This window comes from Thalassotalea sp. PS06 (assembly GCF_007197775.1).
Taxonomy (GTDB): Bacteria; Pseudomonadota; Gammaproteobacteria; order Enterobacterales; family Alteromonadaceae; genus Thalassotalea_A.
On sequence record NZ_CP041638.1, the window covers coordinates 3660181 to 3684991 of the forward strand.

Sequence of the window (24811 nt, forward strand, 5' to 3'; positions counted from 1 at the left end):
TGCTTAATCTTCAACCATCCCTACGCCGGCATTATCCGTTTCAGGTAATAAGGGTTATATTCTCAGCAATGCGTAAACACATCGCACCCCTTGGTTCGGCAGCGATACTAACAGGAAAAGTTAGGGAATAAAAGGAGTTAAGTAGCGAAACTGGACGTTTCGCTACTGTTGCAGAGGTAAGCTGCGCGGAGGGATAAAAATGAATACCCCCTTCAAGTGTTCATTTTTAAGTGGAGAAAATGCTATACCAATCGCATTTTGGAATAGTCGCTAACGCTAGAAAATACATCGATATATCCATGTTTCTAAAACCTGAGCGGTAGACTACCGTAAAATTAACCGTCATCCCCATGAAAATGGGGATCTCAAATTAATGGCTTAGATTTCCTGTCGCAGCAGGAAATGACGATTGGCTTGTAATCCATCAAAGAAATGGCTTTAGCTCGACTTGTCACCTTTAACAACGAGAATGAGCGCGACTAAAAGTGATCTATGTGCTCATCATCCGGAAACGGCTTGCCTTTCCCCGTTTCCAAAGCCGCTTTTAAGCTCATCAAAAATATTGCCCACTTCAAAGAACAGTGCCCCATAAAGTTGCCAACCTGTCGCCAGTTAGCGTGGGTAAAGTTAACCATCACCTGATCATCTTCCTGGATAAGCTCGAATATCACTTTAGTGCCTTGCCACTGCTCGGGCATATCTTCAACATGTTCCCAAACGACTTTCTGGTTTTCCTTAAGTTCTGCCACGCGAAATTTTGGTCCACCATCAGGAAACTTAAAATGAATAACCGAACCGAGATTACCGGCGCCATTGGTGGATTCTGTATACCTTGTCCACCATTGCTGAATCCCGGCTTCGGTGGCCAGCATTTGATACACATCGGAAATATTCACAGCAATACCAACCCGATGAAAAATATTTGTCATGAGCAAAACCTCCTAACCATTAAACCTAGCTGAAGCTAGGTTTAATGGGTGGATAAATGCGATTGCATTCGCATTTTAGACGACAGACTAACGTCGCTGGATAAATGCTCCCTGCGTCGCATTTTAGGTGACAGGCTCACGCCAGTTAAGAGCAACCTATCCCGCGCTGTTTGCGGCATTGTCACCAGCGTGAAATCCTAATTTCATGCTGTCAGCGAGTCGAATTTTGTTTTTCAAATTCGGCTCTGTCACCCTAGGAGAGCTTTAGCTCGACTTGTCACCCTTCGCTCTAACCTATGCCGCGCTTTTTTGCAGCATTGTCACCAGCGTGAAATCCTAATTTCATGCTGTCAGCGAGGCGAATTTTGTTTTTCAAATTCGGCTCTGTCACCCTAGGAGGGCTTTAGCTCGACTTGTCACCCTTCGCTCTAACCTATGCCGCGCTGTTTGCGGCATTGTCACCAGCGTGAAATCCTAATTTCATGCTGTCAGCGAGGCGAATTTTGTTTTTCAAATTCGGCTCTGTCACCCTAGGAGAGCTTTAGCTCGACTTGTCACCTTGCAAAATCAACCTCCCTTGATTTTGCATTCGTCTATACTTTTGACTTTTATCGTCGCGAACCAAGGCTTCATCATGAACCTTCAACTCACCAACAAACTCGTTTTTATTAGTGGCTCAAGTCAGGGTATTGGCCGGGCGATTGCCGAGACCATGCTTAATGAAGGTGCCCGAGTGATCGTCAATGGCCGCAGCGACCTGTCGGCGTTAGTCTCTGAGCTATCCGCCAAAGGCGAAGTATATGGAGTGACAGGCGATTTATCGAAAGTGGAAGATAGTGATCGTATATGTCAGGAAATCGATGAGATTGGCGAACTGGACGTGTTAGTTAATAACATGGGCATATTCAGCCCCAAGCCCTTTGCGGAAATCGATGATAATGACTGGCAGCAATTTTTTGACTGCAACATTATGAGTACGGTGCGTTTGTGTCGTCACTTTTTCCCGAAACTGCAGCAGCGGGAATTTGGCCGAATTATCAATATTGCCAGTGAGGCTGGTGCTCGCGGTTTAGAAAGTATGATTCATTATTCAGTTACCAAGGGCGCGCAGATGGTGATTGGTCGTGGCCTTGCCAATATCACCAAAGGCAGCGGCAAAAACCTGACCATTAATACGGTATTGCCCGGGCCAACTTTGACCGAAGGGGTTGAAGCCTGGCTGCAAGAAAGTGCTCAGGTACAGAACAAAACTGAAACGGAATTTGTCGCTGAATTTTTCAAAGAGACGGAACCCGATTCACTATTACAACGCTTTATCAAACCACAGGAGATTGCCGATGTTGTCACTTTTGTCGCTTCACCATTGAGCGCAGCGATTAACGGCGCCAGCATTCGCGCTGAGGGTGGTCTGATCAAAACCATCCTCTAATTTCCGGAGGGTTCCTCGGATTTGCTGCGCTGGCCAAACTGGTATTTGTAAGACAAAACAAAACGCTTATCGGCATCATCGAGATAAGTATTGTTATCCATCACAAAAGTGAGAACGCTGAACGAATGGGTTTTATTTGGCGCAAAGCTCAATCCGGCGCCGCCAAACCAACCTTGGTAATTCTCCCCTTGCGCATTCTCCGAGCCGTAGCTGAAATTAACTACGGTCATAAAGGTCCAGGTCGGCGTCAAAGGCTTTAAGGCGAAAGCGCCGAGATAGCCGCTACCACCTTTTGACTGCACCATTTTAAAACCATTTTCCGGCGTTGCTTCGATGGTGATATCGCCACTTTCGCAGCGGCCCTCCACACAAACCGGCGCTTCGCCATCATTGTAGGTATAACCTGCCATTGGAAAAATCTGAAAGCCCGCCGGCTCAATATCAAAATGGCTCAAAGGAACAAAGGTACCTACGCTGTAGTTGGTTTGCGTCGCACCATTGGCATACTCATTTTTACCAAAATTAAAATTGATGATACTGAAGGGGAAAAGCCAGGAGCCGCCAATACGCCATTCGCTGCCATCGCTATTGATCCGGCCGTTAATTTTACGAACCGGATCAAAAGCAAAAGAGCCAGAAAAAGAAACGTTGTTGTCGTCAAAATCGAAATTATCGGCATAGGAAATGCCAAACTTGGTAATAACCTTGGTGGGATCGTCGGCAAGCTTGTGGTCATTGTGCTTAACTTGCTGCTGTTCTTCGGCCAAACAGACATTGATAAGCACACTCATCAACACCACATAAAAGCAGGCAAATTTCATCATTACGCCCTTATTTGCCCGCTTTTGGGCTGAAGTTACTAGATTTAATATTTTGACTCGTTAACTATAGCACCTGCTGGTTGGTGGGAGGATTTGGGGCTTAAAAACAAAAAATCCGATGCCAGTTTCGACATCGGATTTTTCTCCTAGAAACATGAAAGTTTAAGATTAGTTAGCCGGACAGCTACCTAATTCAAAATAACCGTCACTGGTTTCAGCAAGTGTCGTGGTAACAAACAGGTTCCATAGCCCCATGTTGTCGCCAGAACCTACCGCATAAGCAGTTCCCAGAGTATTGGTCGCTCGGCCAGCCGCCACATGGTTATAGTTGTTATCTGTGTATTCAGCACAAGTGAAATCACCATTTGGTGTTGAATCACACACATCACCGGTACCATCGGCATCCGCATCGGCTTGATCGGCATTAGCAATTAGTGGGCAGTTATCTACCGCATCTTCAATACCGTCAGAGTCGGCATCCTGAACATCACCGTCCGGAGTCGCATCACAAACATTTCCTATACCATCGTTATCATTGTCCGCCTGATCGGCATTCGCCGTATTTGGGCAATTATCGATAGAGTCATTCACGCCATCATTGTCAGCATCAAGGACATTGCCGTCTGGGGTTGAATCACAAACATTACCAATACCGTCATTGTCATTATCGGCTTGATCAGCGTTCGCCGCATTCGGACAATTATCCAGGGTATCAGCGACGCCATCGCCATCACTATCCACAGGCGTGGAAGGCGCAGAACAGGCCTGATTCGGACCTTTACAGCTTGGCTCACCATCGGCAATCCAGTTACATTGATTGGTGCCAGCCGGATATTCACGCATGGTGAAATCACTGGTACCAAAGGCTAAGTAACAAGCCGAGTAACCATCGCCCCAGGTAATGTGGCCTTCGTTGATGTGATAGTTGTAATCACCGGTTTTACCGGCATCAATGGTAAAGCTAGCGCTTTCTGATGATGACAACGCGGTGGTATCTGTGGCGGTAATGGTTACTGTGTTATTGCCACCTGGCAGATTACACTGCTCAACGGTAAAGCTGTTATTACTTACCGTTGCGGTATTCGAACCGTTAGCAAAATCCGCCGTTACCGATTGTAGATTTTGGTTAGCATCAACCACAGTGCCGGTTACCGTGGCACACTGGCCAACAACCGCGACACTAATACCACTAAGCACTGGCGCTTCTGCTGCTGGCTCTGGACCAACACGCACCGTTACTGAGGCAATATCGCCGGTTTTGCCTTCGTTATCCGTGCCCTGGGCTTCCACTAAATACAAACCATCCGCGAGGCTGGCTGAACTTACTGAGTAATAGCCATCTGACGCTGCCGCACTGGTATTAATGGTTTCCATCAATACCGGCGAGCCCGTATCTAAGGCATAGATACGAACGGCAACATTGCTCACACTACCATCGCTATCCACGGCAGTACCGGAAACCAATAAGCTACCGGTGTTATCAACGGCCGTATGATTGGAAATTATCGGGCCAGCATTGCGATCAACACGCAGGTTATTGTCGGCAAAATGTTGGCCAAGATATGTGGCAAAGTTAATGCTGTTTCCGGCAACATACTGACCGGAAGCGCCTGCACCACCAGACCAGGAATGATCTAAGCCATCAAACCACAACATGGCAACGCGGTTATCGGTCCATAGGGTTTCCGAGGCCGTGCGAGTTGCGTCATCAGCAATGGTGTTGGTGCCCGATAACTGAGTAACCCCATAAACTGCGGCAAAGCCGTTGGCGTTTTGCTGGTTGTAGCAAGTATCTACCGTGGTATCGGCGGTACCATGTCCAACTACCGCAATCTGATCATCAAGATGGCTCGAATAAGAACCTGCATAGGATTCACAGCGGGATTTAAAGGTATTAGTGCTAACCACTTCACAGCTGTTTAACGCGCCATTCGAGCTGGTCCCTAGGGTAGGTCCTGCACTTGGGGCAACCCCGGCAAAGATATCCGGTGCCACACAGGCGGCTTGCTGGGCAAAAGCACCACCGGAAGAAAGACCGGCCAGATATACCTGGTTCGGGTCAATGTTGCGACTAGCATCGCCACTCATGGTATTAGCAAGGTCGATTAAGTTTTTATAATCGCCAGATGTTCGGTTAATCGCCCCCTGCCAGTAAGACCAGCAGTTATAACCGGCCTTATTGGCGGCATCGGGTACGGCGACAACCATACCATGTTGCTCAGCGGCATCTTCCAGATTTGCCGTTAAGTAGTTACTAATAGGCTGCACACATCCATGTAGAACAATCAGTAAGGATTTTCCGTCGCCAATCGCAGACGTAGTATCCGGGGTATAAATATTGACGCTGCTAAAACCGCCAATATTGACGTTTTGTTGCCAACTCCCCGCGGACGATTCCGCTGCGAACAACAGGCTGGTGCTTGCCAGTAGCAAAGCACCTGATTTTATTGTTTTTATCATTATGCTTACCTAGTTGTGTTCTATTTTTTAAAGTTTCATTTGGTTTGTGACTTAAGGGTGGGCTGGGGTCAGATCATGAATTTTGCAGTCATCTGCACAATTCATGATCTGACCCCTTTGCCCTATTTAAGTGAAATCATTATGGACAGCAAATTTGGCGAATATCCAGTAACCGGAATTGGAGTTTTTATTCTACGAAACATATACTTAACAAACCCTAACCTCATGTTTAAAAACATAAAAATGTTGAATTATTAAGTTTGAAAAGTAACCATGGACCTTGGTTTTGCAGTACTAAAGTACTAGACCTGTTCAATGCAAATTCAATACAAAATGCTCCGGCGCCCGGTACACTAAATTCAATAATCTGCGAAATAAAACAACAAAAGCGCGAGACAAAACCAATGATATTAATAAACAAAACCATGGCAAAAGAAAAAACCATTACCAACAGCATAATGGCACTGACACTAGTGCTTTCCACCAGCGCCTGCAGTGATAGCGAACAAGCTGCACAATCAACAAAACAAGCGACTGCCGCCAGTAGCCAGCAGCAGGTAGAATCTAAAATTAATCTCACACTCGAGCAAACTACGGTATCCGGGTTATCTTCCGGTGCTTATATGGCTCATCAACTGCACATTGCCTATTCCGATAAAATCAAAGGTGCGGCGCTATTAGCCGGCGGTCCCTACGGCTGTGCCAAAGGCGATCTCAATACCGCTTTAGGTGAGTGCATGGCCATTGAAAATGCGATGGATGTGGCGCCATTGGTTGAGCTTGCTAAACAAGCACAGGAGAAGGGCGATATCGCACCTCTGGAAAATTTAGCTGAGCAGCCTGTATGGATATTTCATGGTACTACCGATAACCGGGTGAACGATAAGGTTACCCAGGCAAGTGCGGACCTTTATACGCGACTTGGTGCAACACCAGTAACCGAATTTAACATCAAGGCCGGGCATGGCTTTCCAACCGAAACTAATGGCGTTCAATGTGACAGCACCGAAGCACCATTTATTAACCAATGTGGTTATGACGCCGCCGGCACTTTGTTAACCCATTTATATGGCGAATTAAATAGCAAGTCTGAGGCGGCAACGGGTGAACTGGTGGCAATCAATCAGGCCGATTTTGTCACCGGAGATGCGGGTAATACCCTGGCAGAGACCGGTTATGCCTATGTACCAACTAGTTGCGCTACTGGAGAAGAGTGTCGTATCCATATCGCCTTGCATGGATGTAAGCAAAATGAAGAAGCTATTGATAAAGCCTTTATCAAGGATACCGGCTACAACGCCTGGGCCGATACCAATAATATCGTCGTGCTTTACCCGCAAACCAAATCCAGCTTTGCACCTTTAAACCCCAATGCTTGTTGGGATTGGTGGGGTTACACCGGTGCTGAATACCAGTCCCGCGATGGCGCACAAATGCAGCATGTGATGAATATGGTTGCCGGACTTTCTGAAGCGCTTTAATATCAGGAAGGGGGTCAGAACTTGAATCGAAAATGTATATGTATCCGATTCATGCTCTGACCCCATGACCCTTTTTTCATCGCCATATATCAAGAATAAAACAATAACCATGCAGACAAATTCCACAGCACAGACTCAAGCTAATCCATCAGCATCTCCCTTTAATATCGTTATTTTAGGCGGCGGCTCCGCCGGTTGGATGACCGCAGCGGCGCTTGCCAATACCCTGCCGAGCAATCATTTCAACATCCGTCTGGTGGAATCCGAGCAGATTGGTACTGTATCGGTTGGCGAAGCAACCATTCCCGGCATTCACGACTTCAACCGTTTTTTAAACATTAACGAGCAGGAGTTGATCAAGGCCACTAATGCCACGTTTAAACTAGGCATTGAGTTTGAAGGCTGGACTAAAGGTAGCAAATATGTGCATCCATTCGGCCCTTATGGCCTGAATAAAAATGGCGTTCCGTTTCATCAAATGTGGTTAAAAGCCAAGCTTGCCGGTGAAGATGTTGCTGAGTTAGTGAAATACAATATGGAAGGGATGGCAGCGCAGAAGAATAAGTTTAGCCCTAAACTGAATATCCCGAACTTTCCTATCGAGCACCTGAACTACGCCTTTCACCTCGATGCAGTGGCCTATGCCAAATACCTGCGTCAATACGCCGAGCAACGCGGCGTTGAGCGCATTGAAGGAAAATTTGAGCAGGCGCGCTTAAACAGCGATGGCTTTATTCAATCCTTAACCCTTACCGATGGCCGGGAAATTCCAGGTGACTTCTTTATCGATTGCTCCGGCTTTAAAGCCCTGCTTATCGAGAAAACCTTACATGCCTGTTATGAAGACTGGCGTCACTGGCTACCATGCGATAGCGCCGTTGCAATTCAGTCGAAAAGCCAGCCACAGATTAACTCCTATACCAAAGCCATCACCCATGAAAATGGCTGGCGCTGGCAAATCCCATTGCAAAACAGAATGGGTAATGGTCTGGTTTATTCAAGCCGTTTTATGTCGGCAGACGAGGCGGTAGAAAAGCTGCAATCTTTGGTGAAAGAAGAACTGATTACCGAGCCAAATCATTTGCGTTGGGTTAATGGTTGTCGCCCTGAGCCGTGGAGAAAGAATTGTCTGGCCATTGGCCTTTCCGCAGGCTTTATCGAACCGCTGGAATCCACCGGCCTGCAGCTGATTCAATCGGCGATATTCCGATTATTGAGCTTGTTCCCGGATAAAAACTTTAATCAGTCGAATATCGATACTTACAACCGTTTTGCCAATGCCGAAATCAAATCAATCCGCGATTTTGTGATCCTCCATTACAAGCAAACCGATAACGATCACAGTCCGTTTTGGAACTATTGTCGCAATATGGATGTGCCGGACTCATTGAAAAATAAGATGGAAATGTACCAGCAAAACGGCAACCTGTTCCGCGAAAACAACGAGCTGTTTAGCGAGCTAAACTGGTTATCCGTATTGAACGGGCAGGGCATGTTACCGAAAACCACACACCCGCTAACCCAACAATTCAGCAATCAGGAAATCATGTCTGAGCTACAGCAAATCGAAAATGCCTATTCCCGCATCGTCGACAGCTTGCCAAGCCATGATGAATTCCTGGCAATGTTAGCGTAAAGCCTAACCGGGGTCAGATTAACTAGGGTCACCCATTAGAAAGCTCCGGTCAAGAACGCAGCCGTGTTTTCTTACTCTTTTTAATGGCAAGTACAGGGTTAAAGCTTCAACTCATTGATATTAGTGAATATGCACCTAATTTATGACAATTATTTGGTGTAAATATGCACCAGTCACCCATCTGAATTTAGGCGATTTAGGCAAGCATCAATGATGTTTGCCTAAGGCCCTTAACTTGCGTTTCAGTCATCGTTTAGTACCAACCCCTGGTCCAGTTCCTGGCAAAGCCTTAAGCTCTGCTCAATAACAAATCTTTGGTTATGTAATGGCATCCAACCCTAAATGGCTCCCGGCGTTGGGCATATTTAACAAATCAATATTGAGCGGTTGATGCGAAGGCCTAATCAGATCTTATGGTTTTTCCAACCCCAGTATTAACTCAACGCATCAACCTAAATCATCATAATGTCATTAACTGAATGCTTTGTTATCCTCGAATGCTACGTTACTTTTAAGTACGTGGTAACAAGCTCTCGCGAGCTTATGAGCAACCGTTTTAAGGGCGATGTTGCGATTCGTTCTAGCCAGTTTTCGCTGATAGTACTTTTTTATTGCCGGGTTGTATCGCATAGCAAAATTGGCCGCTTCTATAAACGCCCACGCTAGATAACGGTTACCATTTTTTATATTCGTGGAGCCTTTTTTCTTACCGTTACTTGTCCTGCTGCCATTTACGCAGCGACAATACGAGGCGAAGTTACCCGCACTTGCAAACCGTTCTATCGTTCCTGTTTCTAACATGATGGTCAGCGCAAGCACCTTGCCGATACCATCAATGCTGGTCAGTAAACGAAATTCAGGAGACAGCGATACTTGCTTTAAAACCTGTGATTCTATGTGCTTAATCTGTTGCTGTGCACAGCGCAATAACGCTAGGTTTGAATAGACGGCAGTACTGGTATGTGCCGAAGAGAATGTTTGGTTGATATCATCGATATTCGTCTCTTCAAAGCACTGGGCCATTTGCTTAATTTTATTGCTGCTTGGTTTATAACCCAGGTGGCGCATATAGCAACTTTGGATGGATAACAAATTCTTTGTCGATTGCTGTACGATATCCATTCGCTTGCGCATCAGGTCTCGCACGCTTCGCATTTCTTTTGGGTATATATAGCCTTCAGGCAACACATCAAGCCGTAGCATTTCAGCAAGCCATCGGGCATCCGTTTTATCGTCAGCGTGCTTGAGTCCTGAATATTGTTGAATCGCACTGGGATTAGCTAAGTGCATTTGGAAACCATCTTCCATCAAAGCATCGACAAGCCAGTACCAGTTAAAGGTCGACTCCACAACGAGTCCGGTCAAATCATTTTTGTAGGGTTTTAAGAATGATTGAATAACCGTTAAATCGTTATCTAGCCTTTTGGTCAACAACTTTTCACCGTTACCATTTACAATAGCAATAACACAATTGTTTGAATGCAAATCAATTCCACCATATAGTTTCATCATAAGCTCCTCTCGATACTGTTTATGTTTTGGTCAACACAACTGTATCGATTACAAGAGGAGCTTTCTATATGATTATCAGATCTTGAATTACGCACTTGCTGCGAAATTCAAGATCTGACCCCAAAACCTTATCGCGACTTATCCGCGATTTTCAGAGGTAAATCCTTTTAATGCTTCAGATAAACCTTCGATGTCTTCAGCGCCAGCTGGAACGGTTAAGCTGGAACCGGTTAAGTCATCACCGATAGGCTCAGCGTTACCGCCTAAGCAGTTTGCCAGGAAGCCTTCAGCAACACCGTAGAACGCCAGTCTATTCTCAGGTCGTGCAAATCCATGACCTTCATCAGGGAATAATGCGTAGGTAACTGGAATATTTTTGGCCTTCATGGCATCAACGATTTGATCGGACTCAGCCTGTTTCACTCTTGGGTCATTTGCGCCCTGGCCGATTAATAGCGGCTTAACGATATTGTCCACACTGTTTAGCGGTGATGCTTTCTTCAGTATTGCCAGACCTTCTTCGGTATTTGGATCGCCAACGCGTTTCTCTAGTACTTTGCGGAAGCTTTCCCAGTACGGAGGAATAGACGCTAATAGGGTTTCCAGATTCGAAGGACCGACGATATCTACACCACAGGCAAAGCGATCAGGGGTGATGGTCAGGCCTGCAAGTGTTGCATAACCACCATATGAGCCACCCATGATAGCAATCTTGTCGTTGGTCGTGATCTTCTCTGCTACCGCCCAATCAATCGCATCGATTAGATCATCATGCATTTTCAGGCCCCATTCCAGGTCGCCAGCATTAACAAAGCTCTTACCGAAACCAGTAGAACCACGGAAGTTTACTTGTAACACCGCATAGCCGCGATTTGCTAACCATTGTGGGGTTGAGCGATAACCATAAGAATCGCGCGCCCATGGACCACCATGAACGTTTAGAACCAGCGGTAGTGCTTGTTCAGGGCGACCGTCGCCATCAGCGTCTGCACCAGGAGGTAAGGTTAAGTAAGAAACCAAGGTTAAACCATCACGCGACTTGATCATTTCTGGTGTCATCAACGCCAGAGTTTTGTCTTCCAGCTCAGGTCGTGTTGCAAATAGTCGACTGAAGGTATTTGTTTTCAAATCCCAGCTGTAATACGAGGCGACCTTGTTTGATTGTGAATTTAAAACAATCCAGGTTTCTTCGTCTTGAGTTGCAGATACTCTGGCAAATTCTCCGTCAAACTGAGCTTCCAGCTTAGCGAGAATCTCCTTACCGCGATCGTCTAAGGCAACATAACTGTTTTTGTCATAGTTGACGGAATAAACATACGGTACACCGGTGTCTTTATCGCGCCAGGTGCCGCCAATATCTGCGCGGTCATCTTCTGCAACCAGAGTCTTCTCTCCGGTTTCCAGATCCATAGCCAGAAGTGCACTGGTATCTCTGCCTTTACTCTCTTGCAGATACAAGGTTTTGTTATCTTTGCTGAAACCTGCAAGACCTGTAGTGTATAAATCTTCAGGTGGGATTTCTAAAAATAGCTCCCAGGCATCATCATTCTTTTTGTAGTATTCAGAACCACCAGCGCTGGTAGATTTTTGTCCGAAGCGCATGGTTAAATCGTTGTCGAAACTGAAACCACCAAAGTTTTCCGTGTTTTCAAATACCAGGGTAAGTTCACCGGTATTTACATCCAGCTCATAAACATCGTGCCAGCGCGGGTCACGATTGTTAATACCGATCATCTGTTTGCCCGGGATGTCTGAGCTACTTGCTAAGAACAGCACGCGGGTGTTTTCAAATGGGGTGTATAGGGTTTCTTCGCCAGTTTTCGGATCAACACCGTAGAGCAAAAAGTTCTCATCTCCGCCTTTGTCCTGAACGTACAAAAGCTTCTCCATACCAGCAACCCAGCCGTAGCCACGAATGCCTCGGCCCTTGTCGGTGGTGATTGGTTTAGCGCTGGCAAAATCATCGGCTGGCGCGACCCAAATATTCATTACCCCATCAACCGGAGCAAGGTAGCTGATCATCGAGCCGTTAGGGCTGATTTGCACACTGCTGTAGGTAGGGTTGCCAAATATTAATTCGCGAGGGATTAATTCGAGTTGAACGTCGTTAGTACTAGAATCCGCTGTTTGTTGTGCTTGTTTGTCAGCGGTTTGTGAGTTTTGGGTATCGTTGGCGCTACCACAGCCGATTAAGGTGGCTGAGAACGCGAGTGATACAAATAAACATTTCAATTTCATGGTATCTCCGTTACGTAGATTGAAAAAGGAGCAACGATTGCTCTAGTTCAAAACCCATCATAGCTTACCTGATTGAAATTGCAGCAGTTTTTGGTTGAAGCTAAATCGAAGATTTAGCTTTAAACACGCTTACGCTCCTAGCACGCCGAGTCATTATAAAGCATGCATAGGCTCCTAGCACACGATTTGAAATCGTTCCTAGCAAGCAATCAGAGATTGCGCCTAGCTAAGAGCTATGGCTTTGATTTCCAGTCGTGGCTGGAAATGACGGGTGAGGAAAAATGGTGAAGGGGTAAGCTGCGCTGGTGGAAGAGGAAGGTGGGAGATGACGCTTGCAGCTAGGAGCGCCAGCGTGCTAGGAACGAAGTGTGCTGCGATGCAAAATGGGGTCAGAGCATGAATCGGGTAAATAGCTATTTTCGATTCAAGAGGCGACCCCGAAAAACGTTGTTGATTCAAGATCTGACCCCGAGCTACACTTCGCTAAAACGTCGGTATTACCGCACGTAAGCGTTCAATATCGCCGGCACCAACGTTATGAGCCTTAAAATAGTGCTCCCACTCACTGGCTAACTCCATCACCTGATCGATGATTTTTTTGGCTTTAAACTGTTTTAAGCCAAATCGGTCAGATTGGCTCAGTAGGTTTGCTATCGTGCCTTCTCTGCCATATGCTCCCAGGCCAATGCCATGTTGTTTGGATGAATTAATCGGGAGCACATCATACGCCGGACTTAAGCGCCAATCTTGACTCGCAAAGTTATAAACCATGGCATGATTGCGGGAATGATCGTCGGTATTACCAATTAGGACATTGAAAACCATTCGATAATACAGGTCATGTGCATCGGTGGGATCGGAGACATATTTCATTATGAATTCGGCCAAATAACCGTAGGTGTATTGCTCTCGCATTGTTGAGTTACTGACTTTATTAACGCTAAAAATAGAGTTTGCACTTAAATAATGACAAGTTGGTTTGCCATTTTTAAGGTCGAAGCGTTCAATTAATAACACATCTCCTGAGGGCGTGTTCTTAACCTTGGTGTTGGCAACATTACAAGGTAATTCAGCGAGCATATGCATAGCTGCATTTTCAACTTTGACGACATTGTATAGATCATCGGGTCGATTGAATTTAGCCAGGTATGACAGCTGATCATCTTGAATGATAGTTTTTGGCCGAGCACCGCCCATTGATGAACCAAATTCAAACGCTCTTTTTGCTTCACTGGGTATCTCTTTATCTGCCAATATCGCATCTTTCGCCTTCAGTAACATGGGCAGATCGCCCAAGGTGTTTTTATTGTATTTGGGCTTAGATGAAGAGCTAGATAAGCTAAATACTAATGCGCCAACGCCCATACCGGAACCGGCTAATAAAAACTCCAGCCGGTTTTTAGGTTTGGTTTTGTGCAGTGATAATATGACTTTTTCACCCCACGAGTCTGCACCGGCGTCTGAGAGCGCGCCAAATAGTCCTTTGTTGAATGTTGTTCGATATTGGTTTTCGCTAAGTGGCAAATGTATCGGATCGAGGGGGAATGCGTCGGTTCGTGCTAAGTAGCTTTTACCATACCGAAAACGACCGAACTTTCCTGGCTCATCGACTTCTGTCACACCGCAAATAACAGGTTTGTCTTCGAGACCGTCGAGATAGACATAGGCTTTAGAAGTCATTGTCTAACTCCTGAGTATCTTTTCGAGATTTTCGCGAAAGGGGATTACTTTGCTCATCGAGTTTTTTTTCTATCGCGATTTGCAGATCATCGATTAATTCTAAGTGCTCAAGTACTTTAAACAAGGTTTCTGCATTTACCGGTTTGCCATTCTCAATTGAGGATATGGTATTTCTGCCAACACCTACACGTTGACCAAGTTCGGTTTGATCCATCGTTGCTGCGCGAGACGCAACCACTAACTTTCCAATGGTTTTGAGAAGGGTTTGTGATTTCTGCATAAAATATTAAGGGTTAGTGTTTAATGCTTAAAATATAATGCATAGGGGTGTGTTATTCAAGCTAGTGTAAGCTACTAGCACGCCGAACTACGGCTCCTGGCACACGATTGGAAATCGTTCCTAGCATGCAATCAGAGATTGCGCCTAGCTAAGAGCACAACCTGATGTCATCACAGAAAATTGCTCGTGCATTTTCTGCATACCGGTCGTCCGTGACCATATTCGGGTAACTGAAGATCTCTCGCAAAAGTTATAGGCTTTGATTTCCAGTCGTAGCTGGAAATGACGGGGATACGTGGGGCGTGGCTGGAAATGGCGGTTGAGGAAAAATGGTGAAGGGGTAAGCTGCGCTGGTGGAAGAGGAAGGTGGGAGATGACGCTTGCAGCTAGGAGCGCCAGCGTGCTAGGAATGTAATGTGCTAGGAACGGAGTGTGCTGCTTTAGAAAATGTGGTCAGAGCATGAATCGGATACATATACATTTTCGATTCAAGATCTGATAATCATATAGAAAGCTCCTCTTGTAATCGATACAGTTGTGTTGACCAAAACATAAACAGTATCGAGAGGAGCTTATGATGAAACTATATGGTGGAATTGATTTGCATTCAAACAATTGTGTTATTGCTATTGTAAATGGTAACGGTGAAAAGTTGTTGACCAAAAGGCTAGATAACGATTTAACGGTTATTCAATCATTCTTAAAACCCTACAAAAATGATTTGACCGGACTCGTTGTGGAGTCGACCTTTAACTGGTACTGGCTTGTCGATGCTTTGATGGAAGATGGTTTCCAAATGCACTTAGCTAATCCCAGTGCGATTCAACAATATTCAGGACTCAAGCACGCTGACGATAAAACGGATGCCCGATGGCTTGCTGAAATGCTACGGCTTGATGTGTTGCCTGAAGGCTATATATACCCAAAAGAAATGCGAAGCGTGCGAGACCTGATGCGCAAGCGAATGGATATCGTACAGCAATCGACAAAGAATTTGTTATCCATCCAAAGTTGCTATATGCGCCACCTGGGTTATAAACCAAGCAGCAATAAAATTAAGCAAATGGCCCAGTGCTTTGAAGAGACGAATATCGATGATATCAACCAAACATTCTCTTCGGCACATACCAGTACTGCCGTCTATTCAAACCTAGCGTTATTGCGCTGTGCACAGCAACAGATTAAGCACATAGAATCACAGGTTTTAAAGCAAGTATCGCTGTCTCCTGAATTTCGTTTACTGACCAGCATTGATGGTATCGGCAAGGTGCTTGCGCTGACCATCATGTTAGAAACAGGAACGATAGAACGGTTTGCAAGTGCGGGTAACTTCGCCTCGTATTGTCGCTGCGTAAATGGCAGCAGGACAAGTAACGGTAAGAAAAAAGGCTCCACGAATATAAAAAATGGTAACCGTTATCTAGCGTGGGCGTTTATAGAAGCGGCCAATTTTGCTATGCGATACAACCCGGCAATAAAAAAGTACTATCAGCGAAAACTGGCTAGAACGAATCGCAACATCGCCCTTAAAACGGTTGCTCATAAGCTCGCGAGAGCTTGTTACCACGTACTTAAAAGTAACGTAGCATTCGAGGATAACAAAGCATTCAGTTAATGACATTATGATGATTTAGGTTGATGCGTTGAGTTAATACTGGGGTTGGAAAAACCATAAGATCTGATTAGGCCTTCGCATCAACCGCTCAATATTGATTTGTTAAATATGCCCAACGCCGGGAGCCATTTAGGGTTGGATGCCATTACATAACCAAAGATTTGTTATTGAGCAGAGCTTAAGGCTTTGCCAGGAACTGGACCAGGGGTTGGTACTAAACGATGACTGAAACGCAAGTTAAGGGCCTTAGGCAAACATCATTGATGCTTGCCTAAATCGCCTAAATTCAGATGGGTGACTGGTGCATATTTACACCAAATAATTGTCATAAATTAGGTGCATATTCACTAATATCAATGAGTTGAAGCTTTAACCCTGTACTTGCCATTAAAAAGAGTAAGAAAACACGGCTGCGTTCTTGACCGGAGCTTTCTAATGGGTGACCCCATTTTAATCGCAGCACACTTCGTTCCTAGCGCGCTTACGCTCCTAGTGACTAGGCTACCAAACGTCATTTCCAGCCACGACTGGAAATCAAAGCCATAGCTCTTAGCTAGGCGCAATCTCTGATTGCTTGCTAGGAACGATTCCCAATCGTGTGCCAGGAGCCTATGCGTGCTTGAAGCTAAATCTACGATTTTGTGCGCTTTTTTTTCTGCTAGTATGGTTTTAAACATAAGAACAAATCCGGGGAAGACTCATGTACAAACCAACCGACATCGTCACCACAGAGGCGGAAATTCGTGAAATTGTGCCGAATCAATTTGCCAGCCAAATCGGCAAAGTAATCGACCATATCGATGATCACCTGAGAACCTGGATTGAACGCACCCCGTTTATTACCATGGCGACCGTGTCGAAAGAAGGCAGGGTAGATGTTTCTCCAAAAGGTGATCCCGCGGGCTTCGTGAAAGTGCTGGATGAAAAGACGTTGGCAGTGCCGGATAGACCTGGCAACCACAGATTTGACAGTTTTTTAAATATCCTGGAAACCGGCCGCATCAGCCTGATGTTTCTGGTACCTAACCGCCGCGAAGTGGTTCGCGTTGCTGGTAGCGCCGTTGTGGTTCGTGACCAAGAATTACGGGAAAGTATGGCCGTTAATGGCAAGGTTCCGGATTTTGCTGTCGTCGTTACCGTTGAAGAAGCCTTCTTCCACTGCGGCAAATCGGTGATCCGTTCAAAGTTATGGGAACCAGAAAAAGCCTTACCCGTAGACGGCCTTTCCACTTACGCCCAGGCGGTTAAAGATCACGCCGCCTTGGAAACCCCACTTGTGGATATCGAAACCGCCTTCGCCAATAACGAGAAAAATCGGCTTTATGATGAGTAATGGCACATGGCCACCAACCGTCATTTCCAGCCACGACTGGAAATCAAAGCCAAATGAAAAAACAATTGCTAAAAGCTAGGACAATACTTGATTGCATGCCCAAAACGGTTTTAAGTACGATTTACAATCGTGTGCTAGGAGCATATGCGTGCTTGAAGCTACTATTAAAAAAGCCCCGCTGACTAAACATCAACGGGGCTTTGGGCTATAAAGGTTTAGCAATTAATTACCACAGATATTGCTAATTTTATGCAGCTCCGCTTCGGCACCACCGAACGCGTAGGCGTCACTATCACTTACGTAATAATAAACCGCGCCATTCGGGAACATCACCACACCAATACCACCATAACCTGACATATAGCTCACCCAGGAACCTACCGGACACAGCGGAGTAGAGCGCTGCCCCATATCATATGTCCAAACCCCATTCAGGTAATTAGATTCCGTACCATAAGTTTCTAAACCAAGATCGCCGCCTTTCACCAACATGTCATCCATAATGCTCGGGTCTAATACTTGCTGACCATTGATCACACCGCGGTCATTAATAAACTGACCTAGCTTAATCATGTCATCGGAATGCCAGGTCAAACCATGGCTCCAATATGGGTCGGCTACTGCGCCTTCCGTTCGCACTGTGGTGTAGGTTACCGGACTAAGGTTTAATGGTTTGTATACTTCATCAACCAGCTTATCGAACAAATCACCGCTGCTGTAATTATCCATCGCCACACCCGCTATGTAGGTGTCAGATGAATGATAGGAGAAGTGGGTTTTTGGTAACGACTTGCGAATATAACGCTCACAGGAGTGGGCGATTTTTTCATCATGGGTAAAGGTTAGGAAAAACTCATTAACCACGGCAGTACTGCCTTCATCTCCTTGATAAGACGATAAACGATAGTTACCCGTTGCCATATCCAGCGCATTTTCTACGGAAACATCGCTCCAGATAGAACTGGTTCCATTAATGCCATCCTGACACTCGCTTACATTTGGCGAAACCATCATATTGCGGGCAGCGCTATTTTGCTTAACAAGTAACGCGAAAGCAAAGTTAGCGGTTGCCGTTTTCGCCGTTGAATAAGACGGTAAGCTCATAACTTCACAGAACGGATAATCACCATGGCGGGTGCTACAGGCTGCCGCATAATGCACGCCGTTATACAAGACACCATGGGTGGTAGGTGCAGACGATTGCTCGGAACCAATATTTGCCACATTGATGTTGGCAGCAGGGTAGTCATTCGCTAGTTCAGCAATCGGTTTAATCGGAATACGATTCGCCACTTCTGCCTCATAATCAGCAATGATGGTCGCCGCACCAGAAACATTGCCTTGTACATAACTGGCAGGTACTAAGCCGGTTAAATCATATTGAAAATATAAGCAGGTCTCGCCACCAATTTGCACCGCGGCATTAGTAATAGAACCATCATCTTTAAAGGCGAAGGTGATCATGCCGTTGTGCGTACAGTTAGCCTGATTTTCCTGCAGGGCAAATGGGATAGCTACCCGGCTATAACCGCCATCATTGGTTTCATTCCATACCCGGCCTGGTTCGAGAATATAGTTCCAGTCCTGAAAATCTGGCGAGCCAATATTACCACTGACAATTAAACCACGAGTTTTCGGAATAATGTGCGAGCCAATTTGTACGAACTCAAAATCAAATGCCGGTAAGGTACCTGGGCTATTGTAATTGCCTGCTTGCCCCCGGCCTGACGTTCTCTCAACAAAATTCAATGCTGTGGCGTTGCCACTATTAAGAACCAGTCGGCCCTCAAAGGTATTGGTTGGCTCCTGGGCATTGGAATTATCGGCATCAATTTCCGCAACACCATGGCTGTAATGGGAAAAATCCAGCACGCTTAAGCTTGAACCGTTAAGCTCACTTATCGTCAGGGCAGTACGCGCAACATTACCGTTACCGGTAAACACATGTAAATCACCTGAAGGCTCAGGCGGTTCAGGCGGCGTGCCCGTACCGGTGCCACTCAATGCAAGCGTTTGATTACTATCGTTGTTGGCAATCGTCAAAGTTGCAGCAGATGACGCTTCCGCTGTTGGCGTAAATACCACATCAAATGAACAGTTGCTATCCGGCGCAACTGAACTGTTGCTACAGCTATCGTTGGCAAGACTAAATGGCGCGCTTGCACCGCTGATAGAAGTGACATCTAAATTGGCATTACCGGTATTGCTAACGGTAATCGTATTGTTGGCGCTATCGCCAACTAACACATCGCCAAAACTGCCACTTCCAGAAGCACCCACACTTGGTGTCGGCACGCCGGCACCAACAATGCTAATACCGTCAGCATAACAATAATCGGCGGCAGAGCCGGTTTGCACGTAACGAATATAGGTGGTGCCACCATTGGTTGAGGTGGTTGCGGTAGTGAATGTGCCATCATCCTGAACTTTGTTTAAGGTAATTAATGAGCTTCCCCAATTAACCCCGTCTTCTGATACATACACATCACAAAAGTTACCGGTTTCTAAACTGGTAGCGGCCAGAGCCACGGTAACATCGCCATCGGCGGCAAAACTGCGCTCCGCAGTTGCTCCACCTTTAAGGCGCATCGAGTAATTACCAATGGTTTTCGTGGTATTAATGGCAACCGTGCCAGATGTAGTCCAGCCGGCAAAGTCACCATCCTCAAAATCTTCAATAACATCGGCGACTGCACCTATCGAAACCGTTGATAAAGCCAACGCTAACGCGACTGACCTTATATTTAAGTAATCCATATTTGATCCTTACTTATTATTTTTGCTATGAAATCAATAACTATGCTCATAACAACTTGATAGTTACGCTCGCCAATATGTCTAACGCTCATCCAGAAACACGCCGTTTAACGGCATGCCCCACATGTCCATATAAGGGCAATAAATAAAGGCTACTTTGATACTAACCTGCTCATTTTTTACACATAGAACCAGTTGTTGAATCTTTATGGCACCAGTGGCTATGCCAATTAGACTCGAGGGAATGATAGTGATGGGATTGGGGTTGTGTGTGGGTCCAGATTTGTGCTTTTATTGAAAGAAATTGAAATTGACTTAGCCAGTTATGGGAAGAATTGGCTGAATAAAGAAATATAATCGGTTAGAGTCTAACCTCAGGATTTACGATTTAAGGGAATAAAAGATGACAACATTAAAACCGCAAAAAACTGTTCCAGAAGAACGAGATAAAAACCCTGTCGGGTTTCCTGAGCTGTCGGACAGAATTTTTATCTGCTACACCTTGCCCTCCAGATCTCATATCCCTCTGTACGAAAGGATTTTAAACAAAACTTATGAGTGGGTTTCCAAAACAATCTGCCAAAGAATATCGAAGCTAATAAGAATCGTGAAAAAACTTATTGCTTCCTAAACAACATTAAACTTTATTGAGATTGGCCTTAGTTGTAAGCTTGAACATCAATCCAGAGTTTTTATTGCTTTTGGTCTGGTAGCGACCGGGGAAACGAGCAAATACATCTGACAGTTTTTTTAGCTCATATTTTATATGATCAAAATCAAGCTCTAATTGCTTTGAATACACTCTCGCTAAAATCGATTTGGCCGCTTAGTAGCCTGAGCACTTCTCCTTCATGAGATGGCTAATATGCTTTAGGTGAGAATAAAAGGTGTTTCTCTAAAATCACAAATTTCTTATTTATCCGTAAAACTTAAAAAACTGTTTAGCTGCGCGTTACCTTGATATTAAATCTATTTTTTACGTGAGTAAGTCTCAAATCCAAAAGTCGATAAAAAGAGTTGACCGCACCTTCAACTAATAGGAAAATAACCCTTTATAAACAATAAAATAACTTTAGGCCTCTGTATTATGTATAATTTAAGCTTGTTAGGTCGTGATGGAAGTGTTCAAGATTGTCATGGCTTGAATTGGGGGCAAAACCCGAACAACCATACCAATCCTGATGATGCATGCTTAGTCATCCGAGCTCCGGAAATCAGGGCTAACCCTCACCTGTTTCCGCCAGTCAACCACATCAAGGAAGTCAGTGTAATTTGGGATGATGGAGCGGAGATGACTATGTTATTGGAAGGTACCCAAACAATTGGCGACCTTACATATCCAAAACAAATGAGTGTAGTCGGAGATAAAAGCGTTCTTGGGAAATATATTCGTACCCGCATAGGTGTACCTCTGGGTGAACCGATAACAACACAAGACTTGAACAATTATGGTAGAACATTTATCGGCGTGACTCAGGTTCATGGAGTCTACCATTTTAACTTCTCTTCTTAAACTAAACATGGCATGTGTAGTATTGGATGTACGTGCCTCTTTGTTTGATTGAAGTTATGTAATGCATAGTCGCGAAATATCCCTAAACATCCATCCACAATTGCACTCACTCTGCAACTTTGATCAGCAATCATTGTTGCAGCTAAAATGTTACGTTGCCTGCCTCGATATCCCAAAGATTTTCTAGTGGCCAACAACGTAATACAATCATCGTTAGGCTTATGCCAAAAAACACCATATATAAAAATTTACGACTTCCCAAACGATGCCCTAGCAGGCCTCACTGAGATCTTTCGATTGTACAAACAAGAACGAAATCCCCATTTAACAGGTCTTTTCCAACTAGCAAGACGAGGATGGTACTTTTTTATTTGGCTCGCATGTTTCTAGTTCATCCCCATCTAGGGAAAACATCATCCATATAATAGGAATTCGTGAAAGCCGCTTTTATGCTATTCCCCAACCATCCCTTTATTAGAAGGAAGTGTATCATCGAACTAAAGTAAGCGTCTAGCAAACCACACATCCCCAACCTGATTTTCATTTTGTACCTTATCTCCAGACATTTTTGGAGATAACTATGAGAATATTTCGAAGCCAGGAGCAATGGCAACACATCATCAAAGAGCAGCAAGACAGCGGACTAACGATAGCTCAGTATTGTCGTGAACATCAGCTTTCCAGTACGACCTTTTATACCGTTCGGAAAAAGTTTGGCCTTAAACCGAGCGGTTTTGTGCAGGCAAAAATCACCAAACAAGTGGAAGTGATAGAGCACGCCTGTTCGATACGAATCCAGGTGGGCAGTGCAACGGTCGAGTTGCCAGCGGCGACACCTCCCGATTATCTGGGACAAGTACTGCGAGCGCTTGTGTGATGAAGATGTTTGTTGAGCCTGAGCAGGTATTCTTGCATCGTGATGCGGTGGACTTTCGAAAATCCATCGATGGTTTGGTTGGGATTGTCGAGCAATCACTTGGCCGTGATGCATATACCGGGGCGCTGTTTGTGTTTTGCAACAAATCTAAGAATAAGCTCAAGCTATTGTACTGGGATAAAACCGGCTTCGCCCTGTGGTAAAAGCGATTGGAAAAGCAGCGCTTTAAATGGCCGGCGAATATTAGCGAAAACGAGTTTGTATTATCGGAGCAAGAACTGCATTGGCTATTGTCTGGATACGATGTGCTCGGGCATCAGGAATTGCGTTATCAATCGATGCTTTAACACGATCGCAATTGCGCCTTTACGCCAGTCAACGATCGTTGACGAAACACCAGGTATCATCTGCCCTTGCGAGCAGATTTACGGTTCAAACCTTGCTATTCTGTGGGCATGAAATTTGATGCCCATTCCTTACCCAATGACCCAGACCAACTCAAGCAAATGTTGCTTGAGTTGCAAGACGTTGTTGCCAAAAAAGATAATGAATTGGCTGAAAAAGATGATGTCATTGCCGAGCAGAGCGCGCAAATTCACGAGCTGTTAGCCCGATACAATGCCAAGCTTGCCAAAGAGTATGGTAAGAAATCGGAGAAAATGCCGGGCGCGGGTGAAGTGTTCAATGAAGCGGAAGCGGAATTAGATGCGCAAGACAAGGCGCTATTAAAGACCGAGAAGCTTCCTGAAAAAGCCAAAAGAACACCGAAGCGAAGACCCTTACCAGAAAGCTTACCTCGGGTTGAGGTAACCATAGACTTGGACGAAAAAGAAAAAGTCTGTGATTGCTGCAAGGGCCCTCTGCATCAGATGGGTGAAAGCAGCAGTGAAGCGCTGGAGTTTGTGCTAGCCCATATCAAAGTCATTCGCACTGTTCGTCCAAAATACGCCTGTCGCGTCTGTGACAAACAAGGCATTCAAAGCACCATTAAAACCGCACCATTGCCAGCCACACCAATCCCGAAAAGCATGGCAACCCCAGGCTTACTCAGCCAAATCATTACCTGCAAATATCAGTTTGGTCTGCCGTTGTATCGTCAGGAAACCTTATTTGCGGATATTGAGATTGAGTTAAGTCGACAAACCATGTCGAGTTGGATGTTACGTTGTGCCCAGCTGCTTAAACCCTTGTATCAGCGCTTACAGCAAACCCTGCTATCACAGCCAGTAATACATGCCGATGAAACGCCGATGAAAGTCATTAACGCTGAGAAAGCGACCAACTACATGTGGCTGTATTGTACTGGAGAAGATAAACCGGGTATCACCGACCTTCCCAACATCGTATTGTTTGATTATCAAAACAGTCGTGCGGGTCAGTGTGCGGTCGACTTCTTACAGGGCTTGGCCGGTTACCTGCAGGTTGATGGTTATCAAGCGTATGCGCAAACCGATGCCACCTTAGTGGCTTGTCTTGCTCACATGCGTCGCAAATTCATCGAAGCGAAAGGCAATAACAAAAAGGCCGGGAAAGCCGATGTGGCATTAAGCCTAATCGGTAAACTCTATGGTATTGAGCAAGGCCTACCCGGCAAAACCGCGGAAGAGAAATATCAAGGCCGGCAACAACTGGCCAAGCCGATTGTAGATAAGCTCCATCAATGGCTACTTGACCACAAAGATAAAATCCCGCCCAAAACCGCACTCGGTAAAGCCATTCTCTACAGCCTGAATCAGTTTGAAAAGTTCCAGCGATATCTGGACGATGGTAGATTAAACATCGATAACAACCGCGCCGAAAGAGCGATAAAACCGTTTGTGATTGGTCGTAAGGCTTGGCTGTTCTCCAACACCAAAAGCGGCGCTGAAGCCAGTGCTATCCTCTATAGTCTGGTGGAAACCGCCAAGGCCAACGACTTAGTCGTGCATGAGTACATCTCAACTTGTCTGCAGCACATGGCACAAAGTCCCGACAACCTCGACGCCATTCTACCCTGGAATTTCCAGCGCTCTTAGGCGCCGTTCGCTAGACGCTTACGAACTAAATATAGTTTTTCCTCCCTGGTCCGAAAGATACACAATATGTCTACCTCGCGGAAATCCTAATGGGCATGTTTTGTAATTTTAATTGACCACCACACCAACAACTGTATAAAATCACAGTCGCCTGGGTTTAGATATTTAATACCAGAATTATCGGGGCATGAATATATACTGCGTGTCTCACATGGTTATTCAATTGAAGGAGTAT

General features: G+C 45.4%; 16 protein-coding genes, 1 pseudogene and 1 riboswitch. Of the genes and pseudogenes, 9 read left to right on the top strand and 8 right to left on the bottom strand.

Annotation, left to right across the window (positions count from 1 at the left end; translation table 11 throughout):
- Positions 1-101: riboswitch (TPP riboswitch) on the bottom strand.
- A gap of 378 nt (positions 102-479) precedes the next feature.
- Complete coding sequence (locus tag FNC98_RS16215; RefSeq protein WP_144035303.1) at positions 480-929, bottom strand: SRPBCC family protein; 450 nt, start codon at positions 927-929, stop codon at positions 480-482.
- A 634-nt stretch (positions 930-1563) separates the two neighbouring features.
- Between FNC98_RS16215 and FNC98_RS16220 the strand changes: the two genes are divergently transcribed.
- Positions 1564-2358, top strand: a complete 795-nt coding sequence (locus FNC98_RS16220; protein ID WP_144035304.1) for an SDR family NAD(P)-dependent oxidoreductase — start codon at positions 1564-1566, stop codon at positions 2356-2358.
- On the opposite strand, the gene FNC98_RS16225 is transcribed toward FNC98_RS16220, so the two are convergent.
- Both FNC98_RS16225 and FNC98_RS16230 read right to left on the bottom strand, forming a co-directional pair.
- Entirely contained in the window at positions 2355-3182 is an 828-nt protein-coding gene (locus FNC98_RS16225) for a hypothetical protein (protein ID WP_221932899.1), read from the bottom strand. The genes FNC98_RS16220 and FNC98_RS16225 overlap by 4 nt on opposite strands.
- A 165-nt stretch (positions 3183-3347) precedes the next feature.
- Positions 3348-5639, bottom strand: coding sequence for a PHB depolymerase family esterase (locus FNC98_RS16230; RefSeq protein WP_144035305.1), 2292 nt, complete (start codon positions 5637-5639; stop codon positions 3348-3350).
- A 404-nt stretch (positions 5640-6043) separates the two neighbouring features.
- On the opposite strand from FNC98_RS16230, the gene FNC98_RS16235 reads away from it, so the two are divergent.
- Positions 6044-7120, top strand: a complete 1077-nt coding sequence (locus FNC98_RS16235; RefSeq protein WP_144035306.1) for a PHB depolymerase family esterase — start codon at positions 6044-6046, stop codon at positions 7118-7120.
- Positions 7121-7229: 109 nt separating this feature from the next.
- Entirely contained in the window at positions 7230-8756 is a 1527-nt protein-coding gene (locus FNC98_RS16240) for a tryptophan halogenase family protein (protein ID WP_144035307.1), read from the top strand.
- A 471-nt stretch (positions 8757-9227) separates the two neighbouring features.
- Here the strand turns inward: FNC98_RS16240 and FNC98_RS16245 are convergent, their stop codons facing one another.
- The 4 genes from FNC98_RS16245 to FNC98_RS16260 form a co-directional block, all read right to left on the bottom strand.
- Positions 9228-10268 carry an IS110 family transposase gene (locus tag FNC98_RS16245; protein ID WP_260680384.1) on the bottom strand — a complete coding sequence of 347 codons (1041 nt, stop codon included), beginning with the start codon at positions 10266-10268 and terminating at the stop codon, positions 9228-9230.
- Positions 10269-10406: 138 nt separating this feature from the next.
- Positions 10407-12506, bottom strand: a complete 2100-nt coding sequence (locus FNC98_RS16250; protein WP_144035308.1) for an alpha/beta hydrolase family protein — start codon at positions 12504-12506, stop codon at positions 10407-10409.
- A gap of 483 nt (positions 12507-12989) precedes the next feature.
- A complete protein-coding gene (locus tag FNC98_RS16255) occupies positions 12990-14186 on the bottom strand; it encodes a type II toxin-antitoxin system HipA family toxin (protein ID WP_144035309.1) in 1197 nt (398 codons plus the stop codon).
- Complete coding sequence (locus FNC98_RS16260) at positions 14176-14466, bottom strand: helix-turn-helix transcriptional regulator (protein ID WP_260680385.1); 291 nt, start codon at positions 14464-14466, stop codon at positions 14176-14178. Before FNC98_RS16260 ends, FNC98_RS16255 begins: the two co-directional genes overlap by 11 nt.
- Positions 14467-15040: 574 nt before the next feature.
- Between FNC98_RS16260 and FNC98_RS16265 the strand changes: the two genes are divergently transcribed.
- Together FNC98_RS16265 and FNC98_RS16270 are read left to right on the top strand one after the other, a co-directional pair.
- On the top strand, positions 15041-16081 hold the full coding sequence (locus FNC98_RS16265; protein ID WP_260680384.1) for an IS110 family transposase: 1041 nt from the start codon (positions 15041-15043) through the stop codon (positions 16079-16081).
- 700 nt (positions 16082-16781) lie between these two features.
- Positions 16782-17414, top strand: coding sequence for an MSMEG_1061 family FMN-dependent PPOX-type flavoprotein (locus FNC98_RS16270; RefSeq protein WP_144035310.1), 633 nt, complete (start codon positions 16782-16784; stop codon positions 17412-17414).
- A 222-nt stretch (positions 17415-17636) separates the two neighbouring features.
- Here the strand turns inward: FNC98_RS16270 and FNC98_RS16275 are convergent, their stop codons facing one another.
- Positions 17637-20171, bottom strand: a complete 2535-nt coding sequence (locus tag FNC98_RS16275; RefSeq protein WP_144035311.1) for a choice-of-anchor D domain-containing protein — start codon at positions 20169-20171, stop codon at positions 17637-17639.
- 1087 nt (positions 20172-21258) lie between these two features.
- Between FNC98_RS16275 and FNC98_RS16280 the strand changes: the two genes are divergently transcribed.
- The 4 genes and pseudogenes from FNC98_RS16280 (at position 21259) to tnpC (ending at position 24576) form a co-directional block, all read left to right on the top strand.
- On the top strand, positions 21259-21684 hold the full coding sequence (locus tag FNC98_RS16280) for a restriction endonuclease PLD domain-containing protein (protein ID WP_144035312.1): 426 nt from the start codon (positions 21259-21261) through the stop codon (positions 21682-21684).
- A 580-nt stretch (positions 21685-22264) separates the two neighbouring features.
- A complete protein-coding gene (tnpA, locus tag FNC98_RS16285) occupies positions 22265-22561 on the top strand; it encodes an IS66 family insertion sequence element accessory protein TnpA (RefSeq protein ID WP_144035313.1) in 297 nt (98 codons plus the stop codon).
- A gap of 5 nt (positions 22562-22566) precedes the next feature.
- A pseudogene (tnpB, locus tag FNC98_RS17005) lies at positions 22567-22908 on the top strand (IS66 family insertion sequence element accessory protein TnpB).
- Positions 22909-23016: 108 nt separating this feature from the next.
- A complete protein-coding gene (gene tnpC, locus FNC98_RS16300; RefSeq protein ID WP_144035316.1) occupies positions 23017-24576 on the top strand; it encodes an IS66 family transposase in 1560 nt (519 codons plus the stop codon).
- Positions 24577-24811 lie beyond the last annotated feature (235 nt).

Coding starts and splice junctions, on each gene's coding strand:
- FNC98_RS16265 (WP_260680384.1), top strand. CDS start 15,041: ATGATGAAACTATATGGTGGAATTGATTTGCATTCAAACAATTGTGTT.
- FNC98_RS16225 (WP_221932899.1), bottom strand. CDS start 3,182: ATGATGAAATTTGCCTGCTTTTATGTGGTGTTGATGAGTGTGCTTATC.
- FNC98_RS16240 (WP_144035307.1), top strand. CDS start 7,230: ATGCAGACAAATTCCACAGCACAGACTCAAGCTAATCCATCAGCATCT.
- tnpC (WP_144035316.1), top strand. CDS start 23,017: ATGAAATTTGATGCCCATTCCTTACCCAATGACCCAGACCAACTCAAG.
- FNC98_RS16255 (WP_144035309.1), bottom strand. CDS start 14,186: ATGACTTCTAAAGCCTATGTCTATCTCGACGGTCTCGAAGACAAACCT.
- FNC98_RS16270 (WP_144035310.1), top strand. CDS start 16,782: ATGTACAAACCAACCGACATCGTCACCACAGAGGCGGAAATTCGTGAA.
- FNC98_RS16250 (WP_144035308.1), bottom strand. CDS start 12,506: ATGAAATTGAAATGTTTATTTGTATCACTCGCGTTCTCAGCCACCTTA.
- tnpA (WP_144035313.1), top strand. CDS start 22,265: ATGAGAATATTTCGAAGCCAGGAGCAATGGCAACACATCATCAAAGAG.
- FNC98_RS16230 (WP_144035305.1), bottom strand. CDS start 5,639: ATGATAAAAACAATAAAATCAGGTGCTTTGCTACTGGCAAGCACCAGC.
- FNC98_RS16220 (WP_144035304.1), top strand. CDS start 1,564: ATGAACCTTCAACTCACCAACAAACTCGTTTTTATTAGTGGCTCAAGT.
- FNC98_RS16280 (WP_144035312.1), top strand. CDS start 21,259: ATGTATAATTTAAGCTTGTTAGGTCGTGATGGAAGTGTTCAAGATTGT.
- FNC98_RS16245 (WP_260680384.1), bottom strand. CDS start 10,268: ATGATGAAACTATATGGTGGAATTGATTTGCATTCAAACAATTGTGTT.
- FNC98_RS16215 (WP_144035303.1), bottom strand. CDS start 929: ATGACAAATATTTTTCATCGGGTTGGTATTGCTGTGAATATTTCCGAT.
- FNC98_RS16260 (WP_260680385.1), bottom strand. CDS start 14,466: ATGCAGAAATCACAAACCCTTCTCAAAACCATTGGAAAGTTAGTGGTT.
- FNC98_RS16235 (WP_144035306.1), top strand. CDS start 6,044: ATGATATTAATAAACAAAACCATGGCAAAAGAAAAAACCATTACCAAC.
- FNC98_RS16275 (WP_144035311.1), bottom strand. CDS start 20,171: ATGGATTACTTAAATATAAGGTCAGTCGCGTTAGCGTTGGCTTTATCA.